General features: G+C 35.8%; 15 protein-coding genes. 9 read left to right on the forward strand and 6 right to left on the reverse strand.

From position 1 onward, the window contains the following. Positions 1–136: 136 nt before the first annotated feature. Positions 137–2626, reverse strand: a complete 2490-nt coding sequence (locus tag BP549_RS08935) for an oligosaccharyl transferase, archaeosortase A system-associated (protein WP_292379922.1) — start codon at positions 2624–2626, stop codon at positions 137–139. A gap of 794 nt (positions 2627–3420) precedes the next feature. Here BP549_RS08935 and BP549_RS08940 point away from each other — a divergent pair. The 8 genes from BP549_RS08940 (at position 3421) to BP549_RS15880 (ending at position 13439) form a co-directional block, all read left to right on the forward strand. After that, the gene (locus BP549_RS08940; RefSeq protein WP_292379923.1) at positions 3421–4518 is read left to right on the forward strand and encodes a glycosyltransferase; all 1098 of its coding nucleotides are present in this window, start codon (positions 3421–3423) and stop codon (positions 4516–4518) included. 76 nt (positions 4519–4594) lie between these two features. Continuing rightward, a complete protein-coding gene (locus tag BP549_RS08945; RefSeq protein ID WP_292379926.1) occupies positions 4595–5383 on the forward strand; it encodes an ABC transporter permease in 789 nt (262 codons plus the stop codon). Positions 5384–5408: 25 nt separating this feature from the next. Beyond that, complete coding sequence (locus BP549_RS08950) at positions 5409–6662, forward strand: ABC transporter ATP-binding protein (protein ID WP_292379928.1); 1254 nt, start codon at positions 5409–5411, stop codon at positions 6660–6662. A 188-nt stretch (positions 6663–6850) separates the two neighbouring features. Beyond that, positions 6851–8203, forward strand: a complete 1353-nt coding sequence (locus BP549_RS08955) for a class I SAM-dependent methyltransferase (protein WP_292379930.1) — start codon at positions 6851–6853, stop codon at positions 8201–8203. Positions 8204–8267: 64 nt separating this feature from the next. Beyond that, the gene (locus BP549_RS08960) at positions 8268–9437 is read left to right on the forward strand and encodes a glycosyltransferase family 4 protein (protein WP_292379932.1); all 1170 of its coding nucleotides are present in this window, start codon (positions 8268–8270) and stop codon (positions 9435–9437) included. Between the two features lie 2 nt (positions 9438–9439). Next, positions 9440–10489 (forward strand): glycosyltransferase family 4 protein, encoded by a 1050-nt coding sequence (locus tag BP549_RS08965; RefSeq protein WP_292379935.1) that lies wholly within the window; start codon positions 9440–9442, stop codon positions 10487–10489. Continuing rightward, on the forward strand, positions 10489–11670 hold the full coding sequence (locus BP549_RS08970) for a glycosyltransferase family 4 protein (protein ID WP_292379936.1): 1182 nt from the start codon (positions 10489–10491) through the stop codon (positions 11668–11670). The genes BP549_RS08965 and BP549_RS08970 overlap by 1 nt, the downstream gene beginning before the upstream one ends. A gap of 674 nt (positions 11671–12344) precedes the next feature. After that, positions 12345–13439 carry an acyltransferase gene (locus BP549_RS15880; protein ID WP_394339075.1) on the forward strand — a complete coding sequence of 365 codons (1095 nt, stop codon included), beginning with the start codon at positions 12345–12347 and terminating at the stop codon, positions 13437–13439. Positions 13440–13840: 401 nt separating this feature from the next. Here BP549_RS15880 and BP549_RS08975 read toward each other — a convergent pair whose 3' ends face one another. The 5 genes from BP549_RS08975 to BP549_RS08995 all read right to left on the reverse strand — a co-directional run bounded on the left by BP549_RS08975 (position 13841) and on the right by BP549_RS08995 (position 20107). Beyond that, complete coding sequence (locus tag BP549_RS08975) at positions 13841–14248, reverse strand: DUF1699 family protein (protein ID WP_292379939.1); 408 nt, start codon at positions 14246–14248, stop codon at positions 13841–13843. Between the two features lie 676 nt (positions 14249–14924). Further along, a complete protein-coding gene (locus BP549_RS08980) occupies positions 14925–15779 on the reverse strand; it encodes a helix-turn-helix transcriptional regulator (RefSeq protein ID WP_292379942.1) in 855 nt (284 codons plus the stop codon). A gap of 870 nt (positions 15780–16649) precedes the next feature. Continuing rightward, positions 16650–18023 (reverse strand): MFS transporter, encoded by a 1374-nt coding sequence (locus BP549_RS08985; RefSeq protein ID WP_292379944.1) that lies wholly within the window; start codon positions 18021–18023, stop codon positions 16650–16652. 179 nt (positions 18024–18202) lie between these two features. Then, complete coding sequence (locus tag BP549_RS08990; RefSeq protein WP_292374032.1) at positions 18203–19237, reverse strand: uroporphyrinogen decarboxylase family protein; 1035 nt, start codon at positions 19235–19237, stop codon at positions 18203–18205. A gap of 75 nt (positions 19238–19312) precedes the next feature. Further along, positions 19313–20107 carry a corrinoid protein gene (locus BP549_RS08995; protein ID WP_292379948.1) on the reverse strand — a complete coding sequence of 265 codons (795 nt, stop codon included), beginning with the start codon at positions 20105–20107 and terminating at the stop codon, positions 19313–19315. 561 nt (positions 20108–20668) lie between these two features. Between BP549_RS08995 and BP549_RS09000 the strand changes: the two genes are divergently transcribed. Then, on the forward strand, positions 20669–21922 hold the full coding sequence (locus BP549_RS09000; protein WP_292379950.1) for a chromosome segregation ATPase: 1254 nt from the start codon (positions 20669–20671) through the stop codon (positions 21920–21922). Positions 21923–21946 lie beyond the last annotated feature (24 nt).

The raw sequence follows: 21946 nt of genomic DNA on the forward strand, positions 1-21946 counted from the left end.
AGAAAGAAGGGAAAAAGGTATTTTCTTTTTCCCTTATTTTTTTAAAGATCCCAATTTATCTGAAATTCTAATTTTTACATTCATGTTTTACTTTAGTTTCTGTTTTCACGTTTAAAAATAAATTGAGGAGAATGCCTCAGTTCGCATCTGGGACTTTCACCTCTACCGTTTTCCCTTCCAAGATATCATTATCCGTTACTTGGATATCTGATACTGTAACATTTTCTCCTGCATTCAGGGAATAAGCCGACAGAGCACCGACTCCACCTTCCATATTTTCGGTCGAGTAAGGCACGGTTATTTCAAATGAGCCGTTTTTATCTGACACGACTTTGTTCTGATATGTGAATTTTCTGCCTGTGTTCGAACTGAGCTCAAGGGTAGCAGTAATATTTTGCTCCGGGCCTGCAGTACCTGAAAGCCTGGCTCCGGGAACAAATTCGAATACCTTTACGTTATTCTTTATGCCGTTCTTTTCCTTAAGGGCATCACTTTCATGGACAAGCCTCAGGTTTCCAAGATTTGATCCGTCAAGTTCATGAAGTTTGTATACCTCGGTTTCTGTAAACTCTTTTTTAGCAGTTGCAACGGTTTCAAGCCCTCTTTTTCCATTGACGGTTTCAATATTTAGGTACTTGCTTATATCCTCGCCTGCAAGCTTAACAATAGCTCCAAACTTGCCGCTTGCCATCATTTTATCGGTTATTACATACTTTACGTTGAGCTTTTCCAAAATTGTCTTTGCTTCTTCCTCAGAGCTAGTTGTGAAGAAGAGTGAAGAATCCTCTATGCCGGTCTGGAAATTGTTTGAAACTGCAGGTCTTTTGGCCACGTAGGTTATCCAATTTCCATAGTCCCACCAACTTAAAACCCCATATTCAGGAGTCTCGGATGGCTCAAGGTAGTAAGAAGTTTTAGGGCTTGAGGCTTCAAGCCAGGTAAGTGAGTCCTTCCATCCAGGATCAATCGAACCTTCTTCTTTTGCAAAAGCAAAATCTGCCCACAGGCAGGGTATAAACACAAGCCCTATCAGTACTATGGATGAGACGATTTTGAAGTAGTCGGGCTGAAGATCCTTTTTTGAGCTTGATATAGTATTTTTCGACTTTGATTTTGCTTTTGACTTTGTTTCTTTCCCTGCCTTAAGTGCAGGTTCAGAGTTTTTCCTGGGAATCTGGCCGGATTTCACCAGCTTTCTTACTTCAGTCTCAAAGTTAAAAGACTCAAGTAAAACCCAGAGGAAGTATGCGGTAAGGATTGAGACGTTTACTGCAAACAGGTATGAAAAGCGCCTCTGAGAAATCATTAAATATGCAAAAAAGACTGACCATAAGAGGAAAAACACCCCTTCAGGTTTTGATTTTTCCCCTTTCCACTCAAGGCTGAGAAGGAAAAACCCTCCCAGAGCAGCAAGGAAGCAAAGCCCGAGACTTCCAAATACCTGCGAAAAAGTAAGTTTTCCCTCTGTAGTTAAAAATATTGGCAGTGCTTCAGAAATCGTGCCTATGTATTCACCTTTTCCGAGGAAGAACCTCATTCCTTCAACTACAAAAGCATAGGATTCGGCGGAAAGAATCTTGAGGGACAGAAGCCCTGCCACAGAAACCAGTATTAAGATGGCTGGATAGTACTTCCAATCCAGATCTTTTTTCGAGATATATAAGGAAAAGCCCCAGAGGATTAAGGTTCCGGCTAACATGCTGAGCACATAGAAGACCTGGAACCATGAAAGATACATCGCACTCATCTCCAGACCCGGGCGTAAGGACCCTGCGGACAGGGGAATGGTAAAGATAAGTGTTGCAAGAAGGGCTACGGAACATATAAGATTATAGTCGGAGTTTTTTCCAGCCTTAAGGTCGATTGTGGTCTGTATGAATGCGTAAAGTAAAATAAAGCTTACAAAGGCAAGGGCTCCTATCCATGTGAAAATAAGGAGTGCAAAGAATAGTCCGGATGCTCCTGCTAAAGCTAGTGATTTTATCAGTTTCTTATTGGAAGAGATAGTTTTCAGAGAAGTAAGGGAGAGAGAGCCTTCTTTTGCCCACTTTAAAGCAAGAATGAAACATGCATAAGCTGAGGTTGAGAGGAGGGTCTCTGCTACGTGATGGTCAACTGCTCCAAACCTCGAGATGTAGAGATGAGCCGGAAGCACTGCAAAAATCAAGGCTCCAAGAAGTGCAGTTTTTCGGTCAAATAGCGAGACCGCTGCTATATACAATGGAACTATTGTCAGAACTCCCAGAAGCACTGGAAGCAGGGCTCCTGCAAATTCGATAGTATATAAATCCGGCTGGCCTCCTCCCAGGATTTTCGCAAGCAACGCACCCAGGAAGTCAAAAAAAGGCGGCCACCCGACTTCAAAACCATTAGGATAATTGATGTAAGAATCAAAATTAAGGGGATGAGGAAAGTTGGAAGCTGTATATAAAATGCGCCGCATATGGTAGAAGCTGTCATATCCACTGAAGTTTATGCTTCCGTTTGCAGTAACCATGGAATATGAAATCATGCGCATGAGAAAAGCAACTAATACAATTGCGGTCAAAGAAATAATACCGAATTTTAATCTATGAGCGGGCCGTTTTGCCATCGGACATCCCATGCCTTTGTTCGTAGTAACCATCTCTTTCAGTTTTTAACTCTTAAATTTATTGCATATTTAAGTATATTAGTCTTTGATAGTAGTCGAAATAATATAATAACTTTAAGGTTGTTATAAGATCGAGGTGATAACGTGAGTATTCTTAATAAATATAAAACGTAGACTGTAATATTAGCCGAAGTATTAAACTTGTTCTATTTAGGTCGATCAAATAAATGAGAGTAAATGAGAGTAAATATCACTGAAGTAACTGAAGTGATGCTTAAAGGGCCAAACAATCCAGAGTAAAGTTTTTTTCATTTTTGAGTAAATGTCGCTAAAGTGACGCTTAAAGTGGATGTTACTTGATTAAAATAAAATAAAAGCTATTCTTCTAAAATAAATTGATGTTGGACTATTTTTAGATAAATTGAGGGTTAACTGTTATAAATATAGAATGGACTTTCTCGCTATCTGACGAACCATCTAGTGATCTAGCGAACAATTTCATCTGGCAAGTATTATATATATCTAATGAACCATTTCGTTTAGCAAGTATTATATATCTCCTAATGTTGAGATACGATTTTCAATATATTTATAACCGTTGAGTTTAATGGATTGTTGAAATCCTGAAGAAAATATGGAATTCTTAATCGAAAATTCAGTACTACTGACAAATTTCGTACTCCTAATTAAAAGACAAATTCGGAATCTCAGAATATAAAAATCATATACTTTACTCTTCCCACTCCTGGGGAACTCAAGAGTTATATTTATAATTTTTTAGCCTCTTATTGCATTTTGTTTAAACCCCTGAAAAAAGTGAGAAATCGATGAAAGTAGCCATATTTCATGATTATTTTGGAGCCATTGGCGGCGGTGAAAAACTTGTACTCATGCTCGCAAAATACTTCAAAGCAGATGTTATTACTACTGACTTAAACATGGAATCAATAAAAAAGATGGGCTATTCCGATATACGTATAATCAGCCTGGGAAAAACCCCAAAAGTGCCTCCTCTGAAGCAGATAGCAGCATCTTTTTACTTTGCAGCCTGTGACTTTTCAAAAGAATATGATTTCTTCATTTTTTCAGGTAACTGGGCACATTTCGCGGCAAAGAAACATAAGCCTAACCTGTATTACTGCCATACTCCCACAAGAGCTTTTTATGACCTTTACGAGACCTTCATTAGTAGACAACCCTTCTTGATCTCGATCTTCTTTCGGATCTGGGTAAGGCTTCACAGGCCAGTTTCCGAATACTACCTTTCCCATGTCTGTAAAATCGTAACTAACTCTAGAAATACCTCAACAAGAATCAAAAAGTATTTCCACAGGGATGCTGAAGTTATCTACCCCCCTGTAGAAACTTCAAAATTCACCTGTAAAGAGTATGGAGACTTCTGGCTCTCAGTAAACCGCCTCTATCCTGAAAAAAGAGTAGAAATTCAAATTGAAGCATTCAAAAAAATGCCCGAAGAAAAGCTTGTCATTGTTGGAGGATATTCAAAAGGAGACCATGCAAAAGGTTACGCAAAAAATATTCTTGATAATTTACCGGAAAACGTAAAAGTTCTTGGAGAAGTCTCTGAGACTGAATTACTTGATCTTTATTCTCGCTGTAAAGGGTTTATCTGCACTGCCATGGATGAGGACTTCGGGATGACACCTGTAGAAGCTATGGCAAGTGGAAAACCTGTAGTAGCCGTAAACGAAGGTGGATTTAAAGAAACTGTAATCGGCGGGAAAACCGGAATGCTTGTGGAAGCAGATATTCAAAATATAATCAGGGAAGTAAAGAATATCTCGAAAAATCCATCAAGATATGGAAACGAATGCTTTAAGAGAGCAGCTATGTTCGACCTCTCGAATTTTGAAAATGCTATGAAAAAAAGTGTTGCTCGCGAAAATTGGTATAAAAACAAATAATCACGTAATAAAGCAGGTAAGCCTGTAATAATTAGATCCTTGACAATAGAATATAATTTTCTTCCATTTTTGGCAAGTGGCAATAGGAGATATTAATTTGAATCTAAGTTTAATTCTCGAATTAGCAAAAAGAGATATTACTGAAAAGTACTCTGGGTCTACTTTAGGAGCTTTGTGGAACTTTATTTATCCACTTGTAGATATTTTTATCTTTACTGTCATATTTGCTAATCTTATGGGATCGCGTCTGCCGGGTTCATCTTCGGTCTACGCGTACGGATTTTATCTGACTTCTGGTGTAATTGCATGGAATGCTTTTTCAAATACTGTCACAAGAACATCTACTGTTTTTTTAGATAAAAAATACATCATATCCAAAGTCAAGGTTGATCTTTCCTCATTTCCTCTCTATATTGCTGTCTCGGAGAGTATTACTTATGTTGTGACAATGGGAATATTCCTGTTCTTACTTCTTATCAGTGGTTATGGAGTCAGCCGTGTAATTTTATTCGTTCCATTTATATATATTATACAGCAAATCTTCGCTTATTCCCTTGGATTTTTTGTTGGAGTATTTGTTGTCTTCGTAAGGGACTTAAAAGAAATTGTAGGAATTATGTTTAAGATCTGGTTTTGGTTTACTCCAATTGTGTATCTTTATGATGTACTTCCAGATATTGTCAAAAAACTTATGGTTTATAATCCGGCGTTTTCATTCATTCACTTATATCAAACTATATTTATATACAAAGAAATCCCGAGTTTAAAGCCTATTTTATATCTGCTTTTGTTAAGTCTTGTAATTCTGTTCTTTGCAGGAATTATCTTCAAAAAGCTAGAAAAAGATATTCGAGATTTCATGTAATTAAAATCACGAGTTGTGACTCAATATGATCAAAGTATCAGGTGTCTCAAAAAAGTTCAAGTTGTATCATACACCCACTGACAGATTAAAAGAGAAAATCTTAAGGAAAAAATACCATAGAGAGATCACTGCATTAGAAAATATTTCTTTTGAAGTGAAGGAAGGACAAACCCTCGGGATAGTAGGGCAAAACGGAGCTGGCAAATCTACAATATTAAAGGTACTTTCTGGTGTCATGCTTCCTGACGATGGCTTGATAGAAGTTGACGGAAAAATCACCGGCTTACTTGAATTGGGAACAGGTTTTGATCAAGAACTTACAGGCATTGAAAATATATTCATGAATGGGACATTTCTAGGAATGGATAAAAACGAAATTGAAAGGAAAAAAGACGATATTATTGATTTCACAGAGCTTGGGGATTTTATTTATGACCCGATCAAAACATATTCTTCGGGTATGCTTATGAGGCTTGCATTCTCAATAGCAATGCATGCAGAACCAAAGTGCTTTTTGGTCGATGAAGCGCTCTCTGTAGGAGACGCATATTTTCAGCAAAAATGCATGAGAAAGATTCTGGAATTTAAAAACAATGGTGGATCTATTATTTTTGTATCTCACGACATGAATGCTGTGAAAACTATATGTGATTCAGCAATATTATTAGACCACGGTCATATAATTAGTTCCGGCGACCCAAAAGATATAATTGATTATTATCATGGAATGATCTTGCAAAAAGCACATATGGGAGACGCAGAGGTAATAGTGAATGAAGTAAAAGATCGTACAGATCATAAAACTCCAAACGTCTCAACCGGGGAAGTTGAACTGCTTTCTTTTAAAGTTCTGAACTCAAAGGACGAAGAAATATTACACATAGAGAGCGAGCAGGTAATTAAAGTTATATATCAAGTCAAAGCCCTAAAAGAGTTATCAGATCCTCATTTTGGCCTTCACGTACGGAATAATCTTGGTGTCTCAGTATTTGAAACAAATACATATTGTATTGGTGCTAAAACTTTTAGTTTAAAAAAAGGACAAATTGCAGAATTAAAATGGGAATTCTTTTTTCCACTTTCAGCAGGAGATTATTCGTTTTCTGTCGGTGTGGCAAACAAGGGTTATGGAAGAGATGCTTTTGAAGAATACTTACTTATGGCTCATGATATAGAAGTTCTAAAAGTAATACCTAATAGCAGTTCAATAATCTATACCGGAGTTTTCAATATGAAACCCAAAGTAACAATTCAAGAAGGGATCGACAGCAGTTGTTAAACCAATTTTGGGTTATGAAATATTTTTCTCTAATCAATAATCACGGAAGACGGACATGATATTCTAAGGAGTAAATGTTCAAAAAAGAAAATAGCTTCGGATTAACAAGACTTCATCCCATATAATAATAAGTCATATACTTTGGAAATGGATTGTTTGTGAAAATCGGATTCAATGAGGGATCGAAATTGGATACATTCGAAATTAAAGATGAAGAAATAAATGTTGAGAAAATCATGGAAAAAATCCGTGAAAATATAAAAAAGAGAAAAGAAGAAGGCGTTTATACGGAAAATGAACCCGAAATAATGAATAAGACATTTTCCGCAATATCTTCCAAAGGAGATGTTCCTGAAGGTCTCGAATTTATAAATAACTGTGATATTTCTAATGAAAGTTATACCATAAGTTCTCACCGCCCGGTAATCGGGAAATTTCTAATAGAGGGAAGAAAAATCGTTCATGGAGAAGTCCGTAGATACGTCGATCCAATGTTTCAAAAACAAAGAGAGTTTAACTTTAATACGGCAGACTTGGCTAAAAATTTGAAAAATAACGTTGAAGATTTAAATGCGGGTTTCAATTCTTTAAAAATTGATGCTGAAAAATCAAAAACTGACATCGTACATTTAAACACTAATGTAGAAAATTTGAGTAACGACGTCAAATGTTTAAAATCGAACGTTGAATCTTTTAAAAGCGATTCTCTGAAAAACATAAGACATGAAGTTAATAGTGTTATTTCTGCAATCGATATGGACCTTGATAAAAAGGGCTGGCTCAATAGTGTACTTAAAAATCATTTAAAAGAAAACCTGCGAAACCACGAAGTAAAGAAACCAGAAGACAATGAATCTGAAATAAATTATTATGCCTTTGAAGAACATTTTAGAGGCCCAAGGAATAATATTCAACAACATCAAGAGGTATTTTTAGATTATTTCAAAGGCTGTAAAAATGTATTGGATATCGGTTGTGGAAGAGGAGAATTTTTAGAATTAGCCAGGCAGAATGACATTGTTGCAAGAGGAATAGATATTGATGAAGACATGATAAATTTCTGCAAATCTAAAGGCTTTAATGTAGAGTTAAAAGACGCGATTGAAATTCTTGAAGGCATGAAAGACAAAAGTTTAGATGGAATTTTCATCAGTCAGGTCGTTGAGCATCTTGCTCCTGATTATCTTGTTAAAATGCTAAATCTTTGCAATAAAAAACTTAAATACGGTTTTCATATAGTAGTAGAAACTGTAAATCCTCTATCATTCTTCTCTTTTGCCAATTTTTACATAGACCTTACTCATATAAAACCGGTACATCCTGAGACTCTAAAGTTTTTATTGAGCGCAGTTGGTTTCCGCGAAATAGAAACGAAATTTATTTCTCCCGTTCCGGATAGTATGAGATTAAAGAAGTTGCCGGAATGCGATGATTTAGAAAACAAAGAAAAGATTATATTTGAAACTTATAATCAAAATATCGATATGTTAAATAATATCTTATACGGTGCGCAGGATTATGCAATCATCGGAAAAAAGTGAGATACGAGTATCAATATTTGACTTATTATCATAATTTTATGCTGCGTGATCGGGATACGTTAGTATGAAACTGGCATTTGTAACTCCTTGGTACGGGAATATTCCTGGTGGAGCAGAAAGTGAATGTAGAAGAACAGTTGAAAACCTAAAAAAACATGGTGTTGAAGTTGAAATACTTACTACTTGCGTCAAAGAATTTTTGAGTGATTGGAGTACCAACTTCTATAAAGAAGGAACTTATGATCTAAATGGGGTTACTATACGCAGGTTCATGGTTCGTAAGAGAGATACTGTTCGCTTTGATAAAATAAACTACAAACTTATGCGTAATCTTAAGATATCTACAGAGGAAGAGCAAATTTTTATGCGGGAAATGGTTAACAGTCCCAATCTCTATTCTTATATTTCTGAACACGGTACAGATTATGATTACTTTTTATTTATTCCATATATGTTTGGTACTGCTTATTATGGATCTCGCATATACCCTGAAAAGTCAATCCTAATTCCATGCCTTCACGATGAGAGCTATGCTTACTTAGAGATTTATAAGACAATGTTTGAGAACGTTAAAGGCATCATTTTTCATGCACCCCCTGAAAAAGTTTTGGCAAACAGGCTTTATAATCTAAGTAATAAGCAAACTGTTTTAGGAGAGGGAATTGATATGAATTTTGCATATGAACCGGACAGGTTCAGAGAAAAATATGGCATAAAAAATGACTTTATTCTTTATGCAGGCAGAAAGGAAGCCGGTAAAAATGTCCCTCTTCTGATTGATTTTTTCTGTAGATATAAAAAACATAATAAGAATGAATTGAAGCTTGTTCTTATTGGAAGTGGAACAATAGAAATACCCTCTGAAAATAAAAACGATATTATCGATCTTGGTTTTGTACCGCTTCAGAACAAGTATGATGCATATGCGGCGGCCACCTTTCTGTGTCAGCCGTCTCTAAATGAAAGTTTTTCTATCGTAATAATGGAGTCGTGGTTATGTAAATCTCCTGTACTGGTGCATGGGGATTGTGCTGTAACAAAAGACCACTGCATCAAATGTAATGGTGGTCTTTATTTTAATGACTACTATGAATTTGAAGGGTGCCTCGATTTTTATCTGGAAAATCCTGAAACCAGAAAGATTATGGCTGAGAACGGGATGTCTTACGTTGTTGGAAATTTTAGCTGGGATAAAATTGTAGAAAAATATATTGAGTTTTTAGGGGGACTTTGAAAATGGAGATTCACCAGATCTTGCCAACAATTTCTCCGGGGGACGCCATAGGTAATGAAGTCCAAGAAATTAAAAGAGTCCTGAATGAATGGGGATACAAATCAGAAATATACGCTCAAAATATACATCCCAAAATTAATGCAAAGAAATACACCGAATATAAAAAGGTTTCTTCAAAAGAGAATATATTAATCTTTCATTTTTCTATCGGTTCAGAAGTCTCGGAGTTTGTTAAAAAACTTCCCGACAAAAAAATAATGATTTACCATAACATTACCCCTCCGGAATATTTTTGTGGGGTCAATGAAACTCTTGTAAACTTACTAGGAAATGGAAAAAAGGAGCTCAGATCACTTGTTGATCACATAGACCTTGCTGTTGGAGTCTCCGAATACAACAGGTTGGAACTTCAAGAAATGGGCTTTAAAAATACAGATGTTTTGCCCATAATAATAAACTTTCATGAGTACAGCAGCCCGAATGAAAAATTGCTGTCGAAATATGATGATGATTTTGTAAATCTCTTATTTGTGGGAAGAGTAACCCCACATAAAAGGCAGGAAGACGTAATAAAAGTATTTTATTATTATAAACTTATTAACCCAAAATCAAGGCTCTTCCTGGCTGGCAGTTATGAAGGCTGTGAAATTTATTCAGATTATTTGAAAAAGCTAATTCAGGATTTAAATCTAAAAGATGTTCATTTATTAGGTAAAATAGGTTTTAATGACCTGATTTCTTACTATAAATTAGCTGATATTTTTATCTGTATGAGCGAGCATGAAGGTTTTTGTGTTCCTATACTCGAAAGTATGTATTTTGAAGTTCCAATAATAGCATACAAATCTACAGCTATCCCCTTCACTCTTGAAGATACTGGAATTCTGGTTAAAGAAAAGAATTATTGTGAAATTGCTGAGATGGTAAATGTATTAATAGAGGATGAGGAATTGCGATCAACTCTTGTTAAGAAGCAGAAAGATAGATTGGAGAATTTCAAAAGAGAAAAAATAATCTCTCAGCTCGAAAGCATCTTATCTAAGGTGAAATAATGCCTGCAAATAAGGTAGCGCTCGTAGTCCAGAGATACGGTCTGGAAGTTAACGGAGGGGCTGAATTCCATTGCAGATTAATAGCTGAGCATTTATCAAAATACTATAAAGTAGAGGTATTAACTACCTGTGCAATAAATTACACAACGTGGAAAAATGACTATCCTGAAGGGGTTGAAACCTTAAATGGAGTGCAGATAAGGAGATTTCCTGTTGATTATGAAAGAGATGTACTGAAATTTAATAAATTCTCTGAGAAAATTTTCGGTAAGATTCACAATTATGAAGACGAAATTGAATGGATGAAATTGCAGGGTCCTTATTCAACAAAACTCTTAAATTACATAAAAAATACTAAAGATGATTATACTTGTTTTATATTTTTTACTTATCTTTACTGTACTACCTTTTTCGGTCTTCCACTGGTAAAAGAAAAAGCTCTGCTTGTTCCTACAGCGCATGATGAGCCTCCTATCTATTTGTCAATATTCAATTCTCTCTTTAATTGCCCAAGAAGGTTTATTTACAACACAGAGGAAGAGAAAAATTTTGTCATCTCAAAATTCCGGGTCTCAAATATACCTTCTGATGTTGTGGGTGTAGGTATAGATATTCCGGATAAAATTGATACAGCTTCATTTGTCCAGAAGTATAACCTGGATAATTTCATTGTATATGTTGGAAGAGTAGAAGAGTCTAAAGGTTGTCAAGAACTATTTGATTATTTCCTTCGGTATAAAAAGGAAAAGAAGTCTTCTATTAAACTCGCATTAATGGGAAAACAGATAATGAAAATTCCTCAAAATCCCGATATTATTTCCTTAGGTTTTGTCACGGAACAGGATAAATTTAATGGGATCAAATCGGCGAAATTATTAATAATGCCCTCAAAGTACGAAAGTTTGTCTATGGTCCTGCTGGAATCCTGGCTATGTAATACTCCTGTACTTGTAAATGGAAAATGTGACGTATTAAAAGGTCAGTGTATCAGAGGCAATGCAGGCCTGTACTATGAAAACTATGAGGAGTTTGAGGCATGCCTGGATATTCTCCTGGCAAGTGACGAAATGAGGAATGCTATGGGTAAAAACGGGATGAAATTTGTTTTGCAGAATTATTCATGGGAAAATATAGAGAAAAAGTATATTTCAATATTGCAGCAGATTGAAAACAAGCATTAATCCATTGATATTTCAAGGAGATGTAAAATTTAGAGAAACACAGATACTTGATGTTACTTAATGTAATAATTTGTGTTCTTTGCACTTTCTTGAGATTTATTATTTCAGCGGTTTTTCTATAAAGATCTTATAGAGTATTATCCCAATTTATATTCAGTTTCGTGGAAGACTGATACTTAGTCTTATCTTTTTGTAGTCACAAACAGAAGAGAGATTGCTCAAAACATCCAAAATAGATACATTTTTATTGTATTCCAAGAGTTCTACAAAAGACTCTTCCAAGAATAGTTCCAGGCTTAAGAAATCTAGGGCTTTGTTCTGATAAAAATTTATTCATTGAGTAAAATTTACCAGCTCCTTTAAAATTAAACTTATTGGTAAACTTATGGTTGACTAATCCTATCAATACCAGTCCAATCAATACCTACCGAGATCAAGGCTCTTGCTGTAATGCTAGCCAGATATTACGACAGTTGAGTTTTCAAAAAATATAGTGTTAAGACTTAACCCGACAAAATATAGGCTCTTGTCGAAAGTTATAAAGATTTTTATGTGTTTTTAATTATATGTTAGGTAGTGCAAAGCAAAAAAAGCCTATTTTTCGCTAGGTTTCAAAGTCAGAATCTATAGGATTTTCACAGGAGATTATAACTAGTCCAGAAGGAGAATTCGTTGTGAATAAAAACAATCAGAATTGGTTCACAGAAATTGATTATTTACGAGCTATTGCAATTATAGCAGTACTCATTATACATACCACTGACGATACTCTTGGAGTAAAACAACTTACAGGATTGACATTTTCTCTTATGTATATCGAAGAATTAGTCAGATTTGCTGTACCAATGTTTGTGTTCGTATCTGGTTTTGTTCTATACAATAAATATAAATTAGAATTGCCAATGAAGGATTTTTATAAAAAAAGATTTATGGTTATACTTATTCCTTATCTCATTTTCTCAGTAATCTACTATGTAGTAAATTCACACTTAGGTTTACTTCCAACTATAACATTGGATTTATTAATTACTAGTATTTTTAATTTCGACGCAGCAGGTCATTTTTGGTATATTAAGATGATATTGACATTTTATATTTTTTACCCTGCAATTATTGCTTATTACGAAATAATAAAAGAAAGTTTTAAAAGATATACACTCCCAGCACTTTTTTCGTCCATACTAATAATGTATTTCTTGGGATCTTTTATACCTTCATTCGGATTTGCACTCGACACTCCGTTTAAGTATTTGATATATTTCATATTCGGAATATATATAAACGATAATTATAAGCAAGTATGCCAAAGTTTAGAGAGATTGTCGTTGAAAAAAGTTATATTAATAAGCGTTTTAATCATCAGCCTGCCGTTTTTTTCTATGTTTCTTTGTGTAGATCCAAGATGTAATACACAGTTCTCACAGTCTATTCCTTATTATTACCAGCTGACATTGATAAGTACACACGTACTCCATATATGTGTGTTTATGCTTTGTTTGTACCTAATACTACTATTTAAGCCCAAAATTCCAGTACTGCAAAGAATAGGAGAATACTCTTATGGAATATATTTAGTTCATGCGATTTTTCATAACTTCCTCATTATAGATGTATTTCCTAAATTTTCCATTTTGTCCATGAACCTATTGTACTACGCTATTTTATTTCCAGTAATGCTGGTAGCGAGTTATTACACAGTAAAACTAATGCTAACTAACAATCTCACAACTTATATCATCACGGGAAAGTTATATTCCTATCGGCACTAGTGTCTCTCCAATCTTCAAAAATTTAACTACTATAAATAGTTATAACCTACTTTATACAATATTTTATAGATTACTCAACATAGAGTTTATCCTATTCGATTTGGTTTGTACCATGAACGTACACAAAAAATTGGAAAGTGTTTCCCTAGAAAATAAAGGAATAAAATAAATAAAAGGATAATAAAAATTTTGAAGTATTAAAAAGAATAGAATAACAAAATTTGGGAAGCTAATAAAGTAAAAAAATACGGAAGAACGGGATTATAAAAAGGCAAATATTTTAAAGAAGATTAGATTACAGAAGAAGTGGGATTATAATAAGAACATAAACATAGAATAAAGGAAACTAAACGTAAAAAGAAATAAAAATGAGGAAAAGTTAAAGCTACTGCTTCATCTTTTCAGGCTGTAACATCCTTTCTAATAATGTAAGCAACCATCTCAGGATTAAGTTTGCTTTCCCTTGAGACCTTTTCCTCAATAGCCTCAGTGGATTTTCCTTCAATTTTCAGTTCTCTTATTTCTTCAATTATTGACGAAGGAATACGGTAGTACTCGTTTATGTCCTTCCTGTGGCCCCATACATCGCCTTCTATGAGCTGGATACGCTGCATTTCAAGGAACATTTCTATGGACTTTGAGACGGTGCGCCTGTAAGATTTCGGAAGCTGTATGACCTCAATCTTAGGACAGTTCTCAACCAGTGAAAAAATATCCTTGTTTGAAGGCCTGAAGGCCAGATGCACTATTCTCTCATTTGGATTCAGTGTAAAGATTTCTTCTCTTGAACTCACAACCCTTATTTTCAAAGTTTAACCTCCAGATTTATCTATTTTTTTCACTTGATAGTAAAAAATTCTTCATTAAATATTTTTCTATAATTACCGGAATCATTTAAAAAGAACATCTATTTTTGTTCTTTCAGGAATTTTGCAAGATTTCAATCTAGGCAATAAAAATCAATATGTGGAACAGTATTTTTAGTGAAACTTAACGAAATATTTAAGAATATTTTGCAGGTAACTTGAAGAAGGAATTAGCAGAAAAATCAGAATTTTGTTAGGAGATAATTTATTTTACGCAGGTCAGGGCAAGTTTAATATCCAATAGATTAACTTTTGTAAAGTAAACTAGTATTTATCAATAATTTGACATTTATTAATAATTTAACTTTTATTAAATAATAGAACTTTGGTTTAAGGATTTACCCTTTGTCAAATAAGTAAGCTTTTATTAAAATGGCATGAATTTTATAAGAAAGTTAATTTTAATCTATATTAAAAATTATACCCAAAGTTAAAATTTTCTTTAAGCTTGTAAATAAATAGGTCTACTATCATGAGGTAGAAACTTAAGAAAAAGAAGGAAAAGGAATTCAGGAAAAGGAAAAAGAACAAAGGACCCAAGAGTGATTGGAACAAAATAGAGAATCCAAAAAATGAATCGACTCCAGAATGTCCCGATAAAACTTCAAAAGCTAACAGATCAAAACATATTGGTCTTTGTAATATTGTATCCGGTGACTTCCATTTTTTCGGTATCATGGTCGATATAAACCATGTTTGAGATACTGGAATAATAAGTAAAAAGTTCCTGGCCCCATTTAAGAGCACTTTTTTCGTAGCTTATTAAAGTAGTCCCATCAAACCTTCCTTTCTTGTCAAAAAGCCAGAGGGCCATAAAGGTATCCGTGACAACAAGAGTAAGCGGTCCAATATGCCCACTACGAATGGAAATGCTCATATGTTCATGAGACAAGAAACATTTAAACTGTTCAGGGAAATCATCTAGAAATTTATAAAAAATCAACTCAGTAAATACAACCGATATTTTGCAATTATTTTTGAGAAGTTTTGAAAACAGACTTACAGTCTGAGGTTGGAAGGTAGAACTGGTCATCATAATATGTTTAGAATTAATGAGATTGTCAACAAAAGTCGGATGGAATTCGAAAAGACAATCACGATCAGCTACCAGAAGTTCGCAGTGCGTCAGATTCCCAATCCGCTTCCTCATATGATAGGGGATTTCACTAAGGTCACGTGTCTCCCAGTATTCATGATTTTCCGCATAAATATTTACAATATTGAGGAACTCTTCAATTTTTTCAACAATAAGAGCTCCCATATCTGAAAGTTTATATACATCCTCTGCGGAATCGTAAGTAACTAGGTCCCATTTAAGAAGCTTCTTAATCTGGGGCATCAATGCACTTGAACTAACATCAAGTGCATCCTTGATTTCATCTATTTTCTTAGGTCCTTCCCTTAACAATAGAACCAGTACATTTTTTCTTTTTTCAGAGAAGAAGATTGTTTTTATTAGGCATGAAGGGTCCAATCTCAATCACCAGAGTTTATAAATGACCTTCAAATCGAAATAACTTCAAACGCAATAAAGCAACGGCATGAATTTCTATAACAAAATAGTCAAGAATTTTAATAATAAAGAATATATATACAGATCCAATATTTACAAATTAATATGGAGATCTTATATTAAAAAGATTATTATTTTTGTGTGATCAAAAATAATATAAAACATTAAGACAGAAGATAGTATCTTTTTTATATTAAGTAAAACTTAAAAACTTTCCTTCAACTTAGAAACCAAATTGAAATTTTTGATACCCGAATTTGTAAAGAGGTCTTTTATGAAAAAAAATAATCAGAGATGAATAGATAATTAGTCCAGAATGGCGAAACCTCAAAATGACAAATACTTACGTAGACACTTAGATAGGCACTTGAAAATAGAAAAATAAATGCTGCAAAAAAACAATAGATATTATGACTAATTTTTGGAGAATAAAATAGGAAATATAATGACAGTTCCTGTAAAATAAAATTATAGAAACTGCCACCAGCGTTTAATTTTGTATCCATCTTTACATAGTTAAGTTCACTTTCTTCTTAGGAGGAAGAATCAACCTTATCCTGAAAGGATAAAGTGTAAATAAAACTCTTCGCTTTTTTGCAGGATTGAATTCACACTTATTTTACAGGACTGGATTTATTTATTACACGGATATAGTATCTGTAATAAGGAACCATTCCTTTACTTCAATTTTATACTTTTGGGAAAGTAGCTATTCCTACAAATTGAGCGAAGAGCAATTTACCTTGAGTTTTGAGTTTTTACATTGTTGGAAGACCTGTTTAAGTACTGGAGACTTTGTTTAAGTACTGAAGATTTAAAGTCATTTAACTTTCACCTATATCTCTGCGTACTTGCAGATGCTTCGTTTATATCATTAACTTTTACGGGTACTGCAGCTTCTTCTGAACCTTTCTCTTTAGAGACCAGAAGACAGAGGAATGCAAAAATCATGCATGCGAACATAAGAAGCCAAACAGACTTATACTGGGCTACGGAAGCGGTAGTCCCGCTAGGAACTTCCATCATCTTCCCTGTTATGGTCATGAAGATAGCCCCACCAAGGAAGGGGAAAATATTATATGCACCTGTTGAGGTTCCTACGATCGATGCAGGGAACCATTCCTTAACCTGGGCATAGGAGACAACAAAGAAACCACCGAAGAACCCGAAAAGGAAGTGAATAAGGATATAAGCAGTGGTACTTGTAATGTTTCCTGCCTGAGACCAGATTACGCCCCAGAGTACAATATAAACAGCTGTACCTGCAATCAAGACTTTTTTTCTGGACTTAAGCACCTTGTCCGAAAGGTAACCGGCAATCGGGCAGCCAAAGATCATACCAACTGCAATTAAGGAAAGGATACCTGCAGAAGTTGCATTGTCCCAACCAAGTACGTCCCTTAAAAAGGGCCCTCCCCAAAGTCCCTGGTAGACCATAAGGCTCCCATACATGAAGAAAAACCAGATTGAAATGGGCCAGAACTTCATTCCAGCGCTGAAAGTCTGCCTGAGAGCTTCTCCCATGGGGACCTTTGAAACACCCTTTGGAGCAACATAGTTTTCCCCTTTTTCTTGTGCTTCAATCTCGGCAATAGAAGGACAGCCCATATCCTCAGGCTTTTCTTTTACAAGCGTGAAAATACCAATTGCAAGTAGTACTGAAAAGATCCCAAGCATCAAGAAGACCTTTTGCCAGTCTCCGAAGAAAGCAGCCATCATTGCAAGAGGACCTGCAGCACTCAAAGCACCAATGTTTCCGACTGCAAGTAAAACTCCTGACATAGAGGCAAACTCATTTTTCTTAAACCAGATTGCAAGAACCTTCATTACGGGAATGTAGACCATTCCTACACCGATTCCGATGAGTACTCTTCCAAGAAGAACCATTGTGAAGCTAGATGCAACACCTGTAAGGATAGCTCCCAGGGCAGCCAAAAGCGTAAAAACGCCTGCAGTCTTTTTGACACCCCAGATATCAGTAAGAATACCACTTGGAAGTTGCATTGCAGTATATGCATAGAAGTAAGCAGAACCAAGAAGCCCTATAGATGCAGCTCCGACTCCGAATGTACTCATAATATCAGATGCAACTACTGAAGTAGAAACACGGTGGAAATATACGAAGAAATATGCGAGAGCCAAAATGACAAATACTACCCAGCGATATTTCATTACTTTGCTCACTTGATCTTGATTTATTCCCATAGCTATCGCTCCCTAGAGCTGTAAATAAAAATAATAAATGAGATAAAGGCATCTAAATTTCAGGCATCCTTTAAAGGAAAAGCCAGATATTTAGACACTTTTTTTCAGGATGAAAACCCGATAATACTTTGATAATTATTATCTTTGAAACAGCCGTTTTCAAATCTTATAGAACCTGATCAGAGTTTTTCTGCTGACCAGTCAGCTACAGCTTTGACCCAGGTTTTGAGCCTGTCAGAAGTGCTGAGAGGGGGAGTTCCACAACCAAGCATACTTCCCTTTGCTCCACCATCAAGGGCTTTCCTAACTGCTCCTGTGATCTGTTCTTCCGTGCCTTCTACCATAAGTAGAGGAGTAAGATTTCCAACAACAGGAACTTCACCTGCAATCTTTGTAACTTCACTCATGTTGACTGCCTGCTCAACACTGAGACAATTTGCACCCGTAGCTGACATTCCTTCAACAATAGGAGTAGTATCCCCACAAATATGAAGTTCCCAAGGGCAACCAAGGGAGTGAACAAAATCTCCAAGCTCCTTTTCCGCTGGAACGCCTATTTCATAGTAGAACTCAGGCATTACCAGATTAGGGGACGCGGATGCGTCTGAATAATAAAGAGCATCTGCACCGGCTTCAATACAGGCTCTAGCATAAATCTTGTTAATCTCGAGGGCAACAGAGATCCATTCCTTCATCTTCTGCATCTGTTTTTCCTTCTGAAGACATTTGATGCTAAGCATGGAAAGATTCTCAGCTCCCATAAGGTCGCCTGCAAGTGTTACGGGAGCAACGAGAAAAGCAGTGATAGCTGCATCTGGGAATTTTTCTTTTGCCAGCTTAATAGCATCAAGGGTAGTCTTCACATACTTATCTTCGAGGAAGTTGTCGTATTTTACCTCTTCTGGCTTACTGAAAAAGCTCCTTACTGAGGGCTGGATATCGATTCTTCCCATTTTTACATCAAGGCCAAGAGCATGAGACTCTATAAACATACCAAAAGGCACGACAACGTTGTCAAGCCCGGCATCTGTATGCATGAGACCTGCAGTATTGACCATCATCTCTGCATTCGAGTGGTAATCAGGCCAGGAACCTCCGCTTTTCTCGATATATTCCTTGACCATGGTAGAACCTGTAATCGCAGGAATCCTGTCAACCTGTTTTCTGTTAAGCATTGCAAGGACCCTTTCTTTTGAGGTCATCTCAGCTACCATTTATTATCTCCTTTTCTTTTTGTGTTAATATTTGAAGCAAGAATAAGTATTCCTGAAAACAAAACATATAGGTACTCAATTCCATCTTTCACATTCAGGCGGGAAATCATTGACAGATGACTTTAACCAGGTTGCTGCACTAGCTGCATCATGGGGGGAAACATCTGCCCCTACCTGAGAAGCATATTCTGTTGTTACCGGAGCACCGCCAACCATCACCATTACTTTATCCCTTATGCCTTCTTCTTTAAGCATTTTAATAACCCTTGGCATCTCAGCCATAGTAGTGGTCATCAAGGTGCTCATGGAGATCGCTGTTGCCCTATTTTCCTTTGCAGCTTCAATAAACTTTGAAGCAGGGACGTCATTTCCAAGATCAACACAGTTGAAGCCGTTTGCACTTAGCAGGGTTTTTACAAGGCTTTTCCCTATATCATGGACGTCACCCTCAACAGTACCGATAACAACAGTCACAGGCTTTGAAGTGTGGCCTTTTTCCCGTTTCAGATAAGGTTCAAGAAGATCCATACCACTATACATTGCACTTGAAGCTATCAGAAGTTGAGGAACGAAAGCTTCTCCTTGTTCGTATTTCTTACCAATGAGGTTCATGCCCTCAGCAAGTCCCTCGATAAGGGTCTTAAAGGGATCGAGACCAACCTGAATTGCCACCCTTGTCCAACCCTGAGCCATTTCTTCCTCACCTTCCATCACGAGAAAAGAGAGTTTTTTAAGAGTGATTGCTTCCAGATCAACTCCCGTTTTCAAAAGCTTCTGAGTAAGATCTTCGATTTTATCCAGATCCTCATCTTCTGCTGCTTCATCTAGTTCTTCGATTAATCCTTGGACTTCTTCCGGCAAATCCTCCATTTCGACACCTCATAAAATTATACTAATACTCCACATTTAAAGATTCAAGAACTTACAATGCGTACGAAAAATAATTGGGAAACGATCCGGATCTTCCTGGGTTCTCATAAAAGCAATTTAGTATAAGATTCAAAAATAGATATAGTAACCGTCATCGAAAAAGCGCAGATCTTTAATAAAATGAAAGTTACCTACTAAAATAAAAAAGGTATTAAAAAATCACTATTATTTAATAAATCAAGTAATAGGCATAAAATTAAAGAGCTGTTTTTCAAAAGAGCCCAGAATAAAAAAGAAAGGATAGAGAAAAGAGAAAGATCCTTTGAATAGAGAACTCGTGAATTCTGCGAACAGCCCCTTAAAAAAGCTGAACTACTGATTCTTTATCAGGTCGTTTACAGAATCAACGTAGTTGATTTTTCAATAAGGCATTGATTTTGAAAAAGAAAAAGAAGAGATTATTTTTTTAATTTTCCTTATTCTGTAAAGCGTAAAATCACACAACTTTTATAAAATGACATATTCAATATACTTCAGGTATCATTTTGAAGAGGCTCATGCATGGAAGATCCTGTTATCTCAAAAATAAAAAATCAATTTGATAAGAAAGGAAATCCGGCAAAGATTCCGCTGATGAGCGGGAAGCAATTTTTTGAAGCCCGATCCGAAGCGGATGGAGTCTACGTTGACAATCTAAAAAAAGATCCATTCTTACCCTGGAATATTTTTTCAGAATCCGTCAACTGTATAAAGGAAAACGGCGGGAAAGTAAAGAAGGGAAACGCAACAAACTCGAGATTAGGAGACCCAAATCTTGGCCTAGATACCCTTGAGGGTTATATTGCCAGCAAAGTTTATGACTGCAAGGTAGGCGATGCGGTTTTTAAGAGAATAAATGCGGTAGCTTCCGTCCTTGCTTGGGCTGAGATTTGTGAAAACACAAGAGGGCAGATCAGTCTCCTCGAAGAGGAAAAAGAATTGAAGACTTGCGAAAGTGAAAACGAAATTTCTCCGACTTTTAGCGCAGAAGAGAATAAAGAAAGTCTAAGAATAAATTCATTTTATCTTCATCCTGACAGCAAGCAGACTGAACTGAGAAATATGGAAATAGAGATTGAAGTAAAAATCCAGAAAATAAAAGAACTTGAAGAGCAGGTTGCAGATAGAGACGAAGAAATAGGCAGGCTAAAAATAGAGCTTAAAGCACGTGAAAACTTTCTTCTCGAAAAGGATTCGGAACTGCAAGTCCTTCAAGAAAAGTTTACTGATAAGAGTGAAGAAGCCCGACGTCTTGAGTCCAGGCTCATAGAAAAAGAAGAGGAGCTCGAGGGCTTTACTGAAAAACTAAGGGAAAAAGTGGAAAATATAAAGACCCTTACAGAAGAACTCTCAGCAAAAGAAAGAGAAATAGAAGAATTTGAGGTAAGTATCTCCATAAAAGATAAAGATCTTAAGACCCTGGCTGAAGAGGTTATTACAAAGGCCGGGGAGATGAGGAAAATTGAAGAGAAACTTGCCTTGAAAGAAAGAAAAATAAACACTATGGAAAGTATGCTTGCTACAACTGGAGAAAAAGTTAAAAAGCTTGAGAAGCAGCTCTCAGCCATTGAAGGAGAAGAAAAACTGGCAGTCCAGCTAAGAGAAAAGGAAGAATTTATAAAACAATTAAAAGGAACCCTAGCAAGCAAAGAAGAAGCATTTTCAAAAGTTAGTGAGGAAAATCGAAAATACCGGATGCAGCAGAAATTAGCATCTGAGGGGTTAAGACAGATAGAAGAACAGAAAGCCTCAAGGAAATGGTGGAAACGCCTGTAAGCCACCTGAAGAAGTAAGCCAGAA

The organism is Methanosarcina sp. UBA289, from assembly GCA_002496565.1.
GTDB lineage: Archaea > Halobacteriota > Methanosarcinia > Methanosarcinales > Methanosarcinaceae > Methanosarcina.

Bases quoted from the DNA above. Each gene is read 5' to 3' on its own strand.
- BP549_RS08970 (WP_292379936.1), top strand. From the start codon at position 10,489: ATGCCTGCAAATAAGGTAGCGCTCGTAGTCCAGAGATACGGTCTGGAA.
- BP549_RS08960 (WP_292379932.1), top strand. From the start codon at position 8,268: ATGAAACTGGCATTTGTAACTCCTTGGTACGGGAATATTCCTGGTGGA.
- BP549_RS09000 (WP_292379950.1), top strand. From the start codon at position 20,669: ATGGAAGATCCTGTTATCTCAAAAATAAAAAATCAATTTGATAAGAAA.
- BP549_RS08950 (WP_292379928.1), top strand. From the start codon at position 5,409: ATGATCAAAGTATCAGGTGTCTCAAAAAAGTTCAAGTTGTATCATACA.
- BP549_RS08985 (WP_292379944.1), bottom strand. From the start codon at position 18,023: ATGGGAATAAATCAAGATCAAGTGAGCAAAGTAATGAAATATCGCTGG.
- BP549_RS08940 (WP_292379923.1), top strand. From the start codon at position 3,421: ATGAAAGTAGCCATATTTCATGATTATTTTGGAGCCATTGGCGGCGGT.
- BP549_RS08990 (WP_292374032.1), bottom strand. From the start codon at position 19,237: ATGGTAGCTGAGATGACCTCAAAAGAAAGGGTCCTTGCAATGCTTAAC.
- BP549_RS08935 (WP_292379922.1), bottom strand. From the start codon at position 2,626: ATGGTTACTACGAACAAAGGCATGGGATGTCCGATGGCAAAACGGCCC.
- BP549_RS08995 (WP_292379948.1), bottom strand. From the start codon at position 20,107: ATGGAGGATTTGCCGGAAGAAGTCCAAGGATTAATCGAAGAACTAGAT.
- BP549_RS08965 (WP_292379935.1), top strand. From the start codon at position 9,440: ATGGAGATTCACCAGATCTTGCCAACAATTTCTCCGGGGGACGCCATA.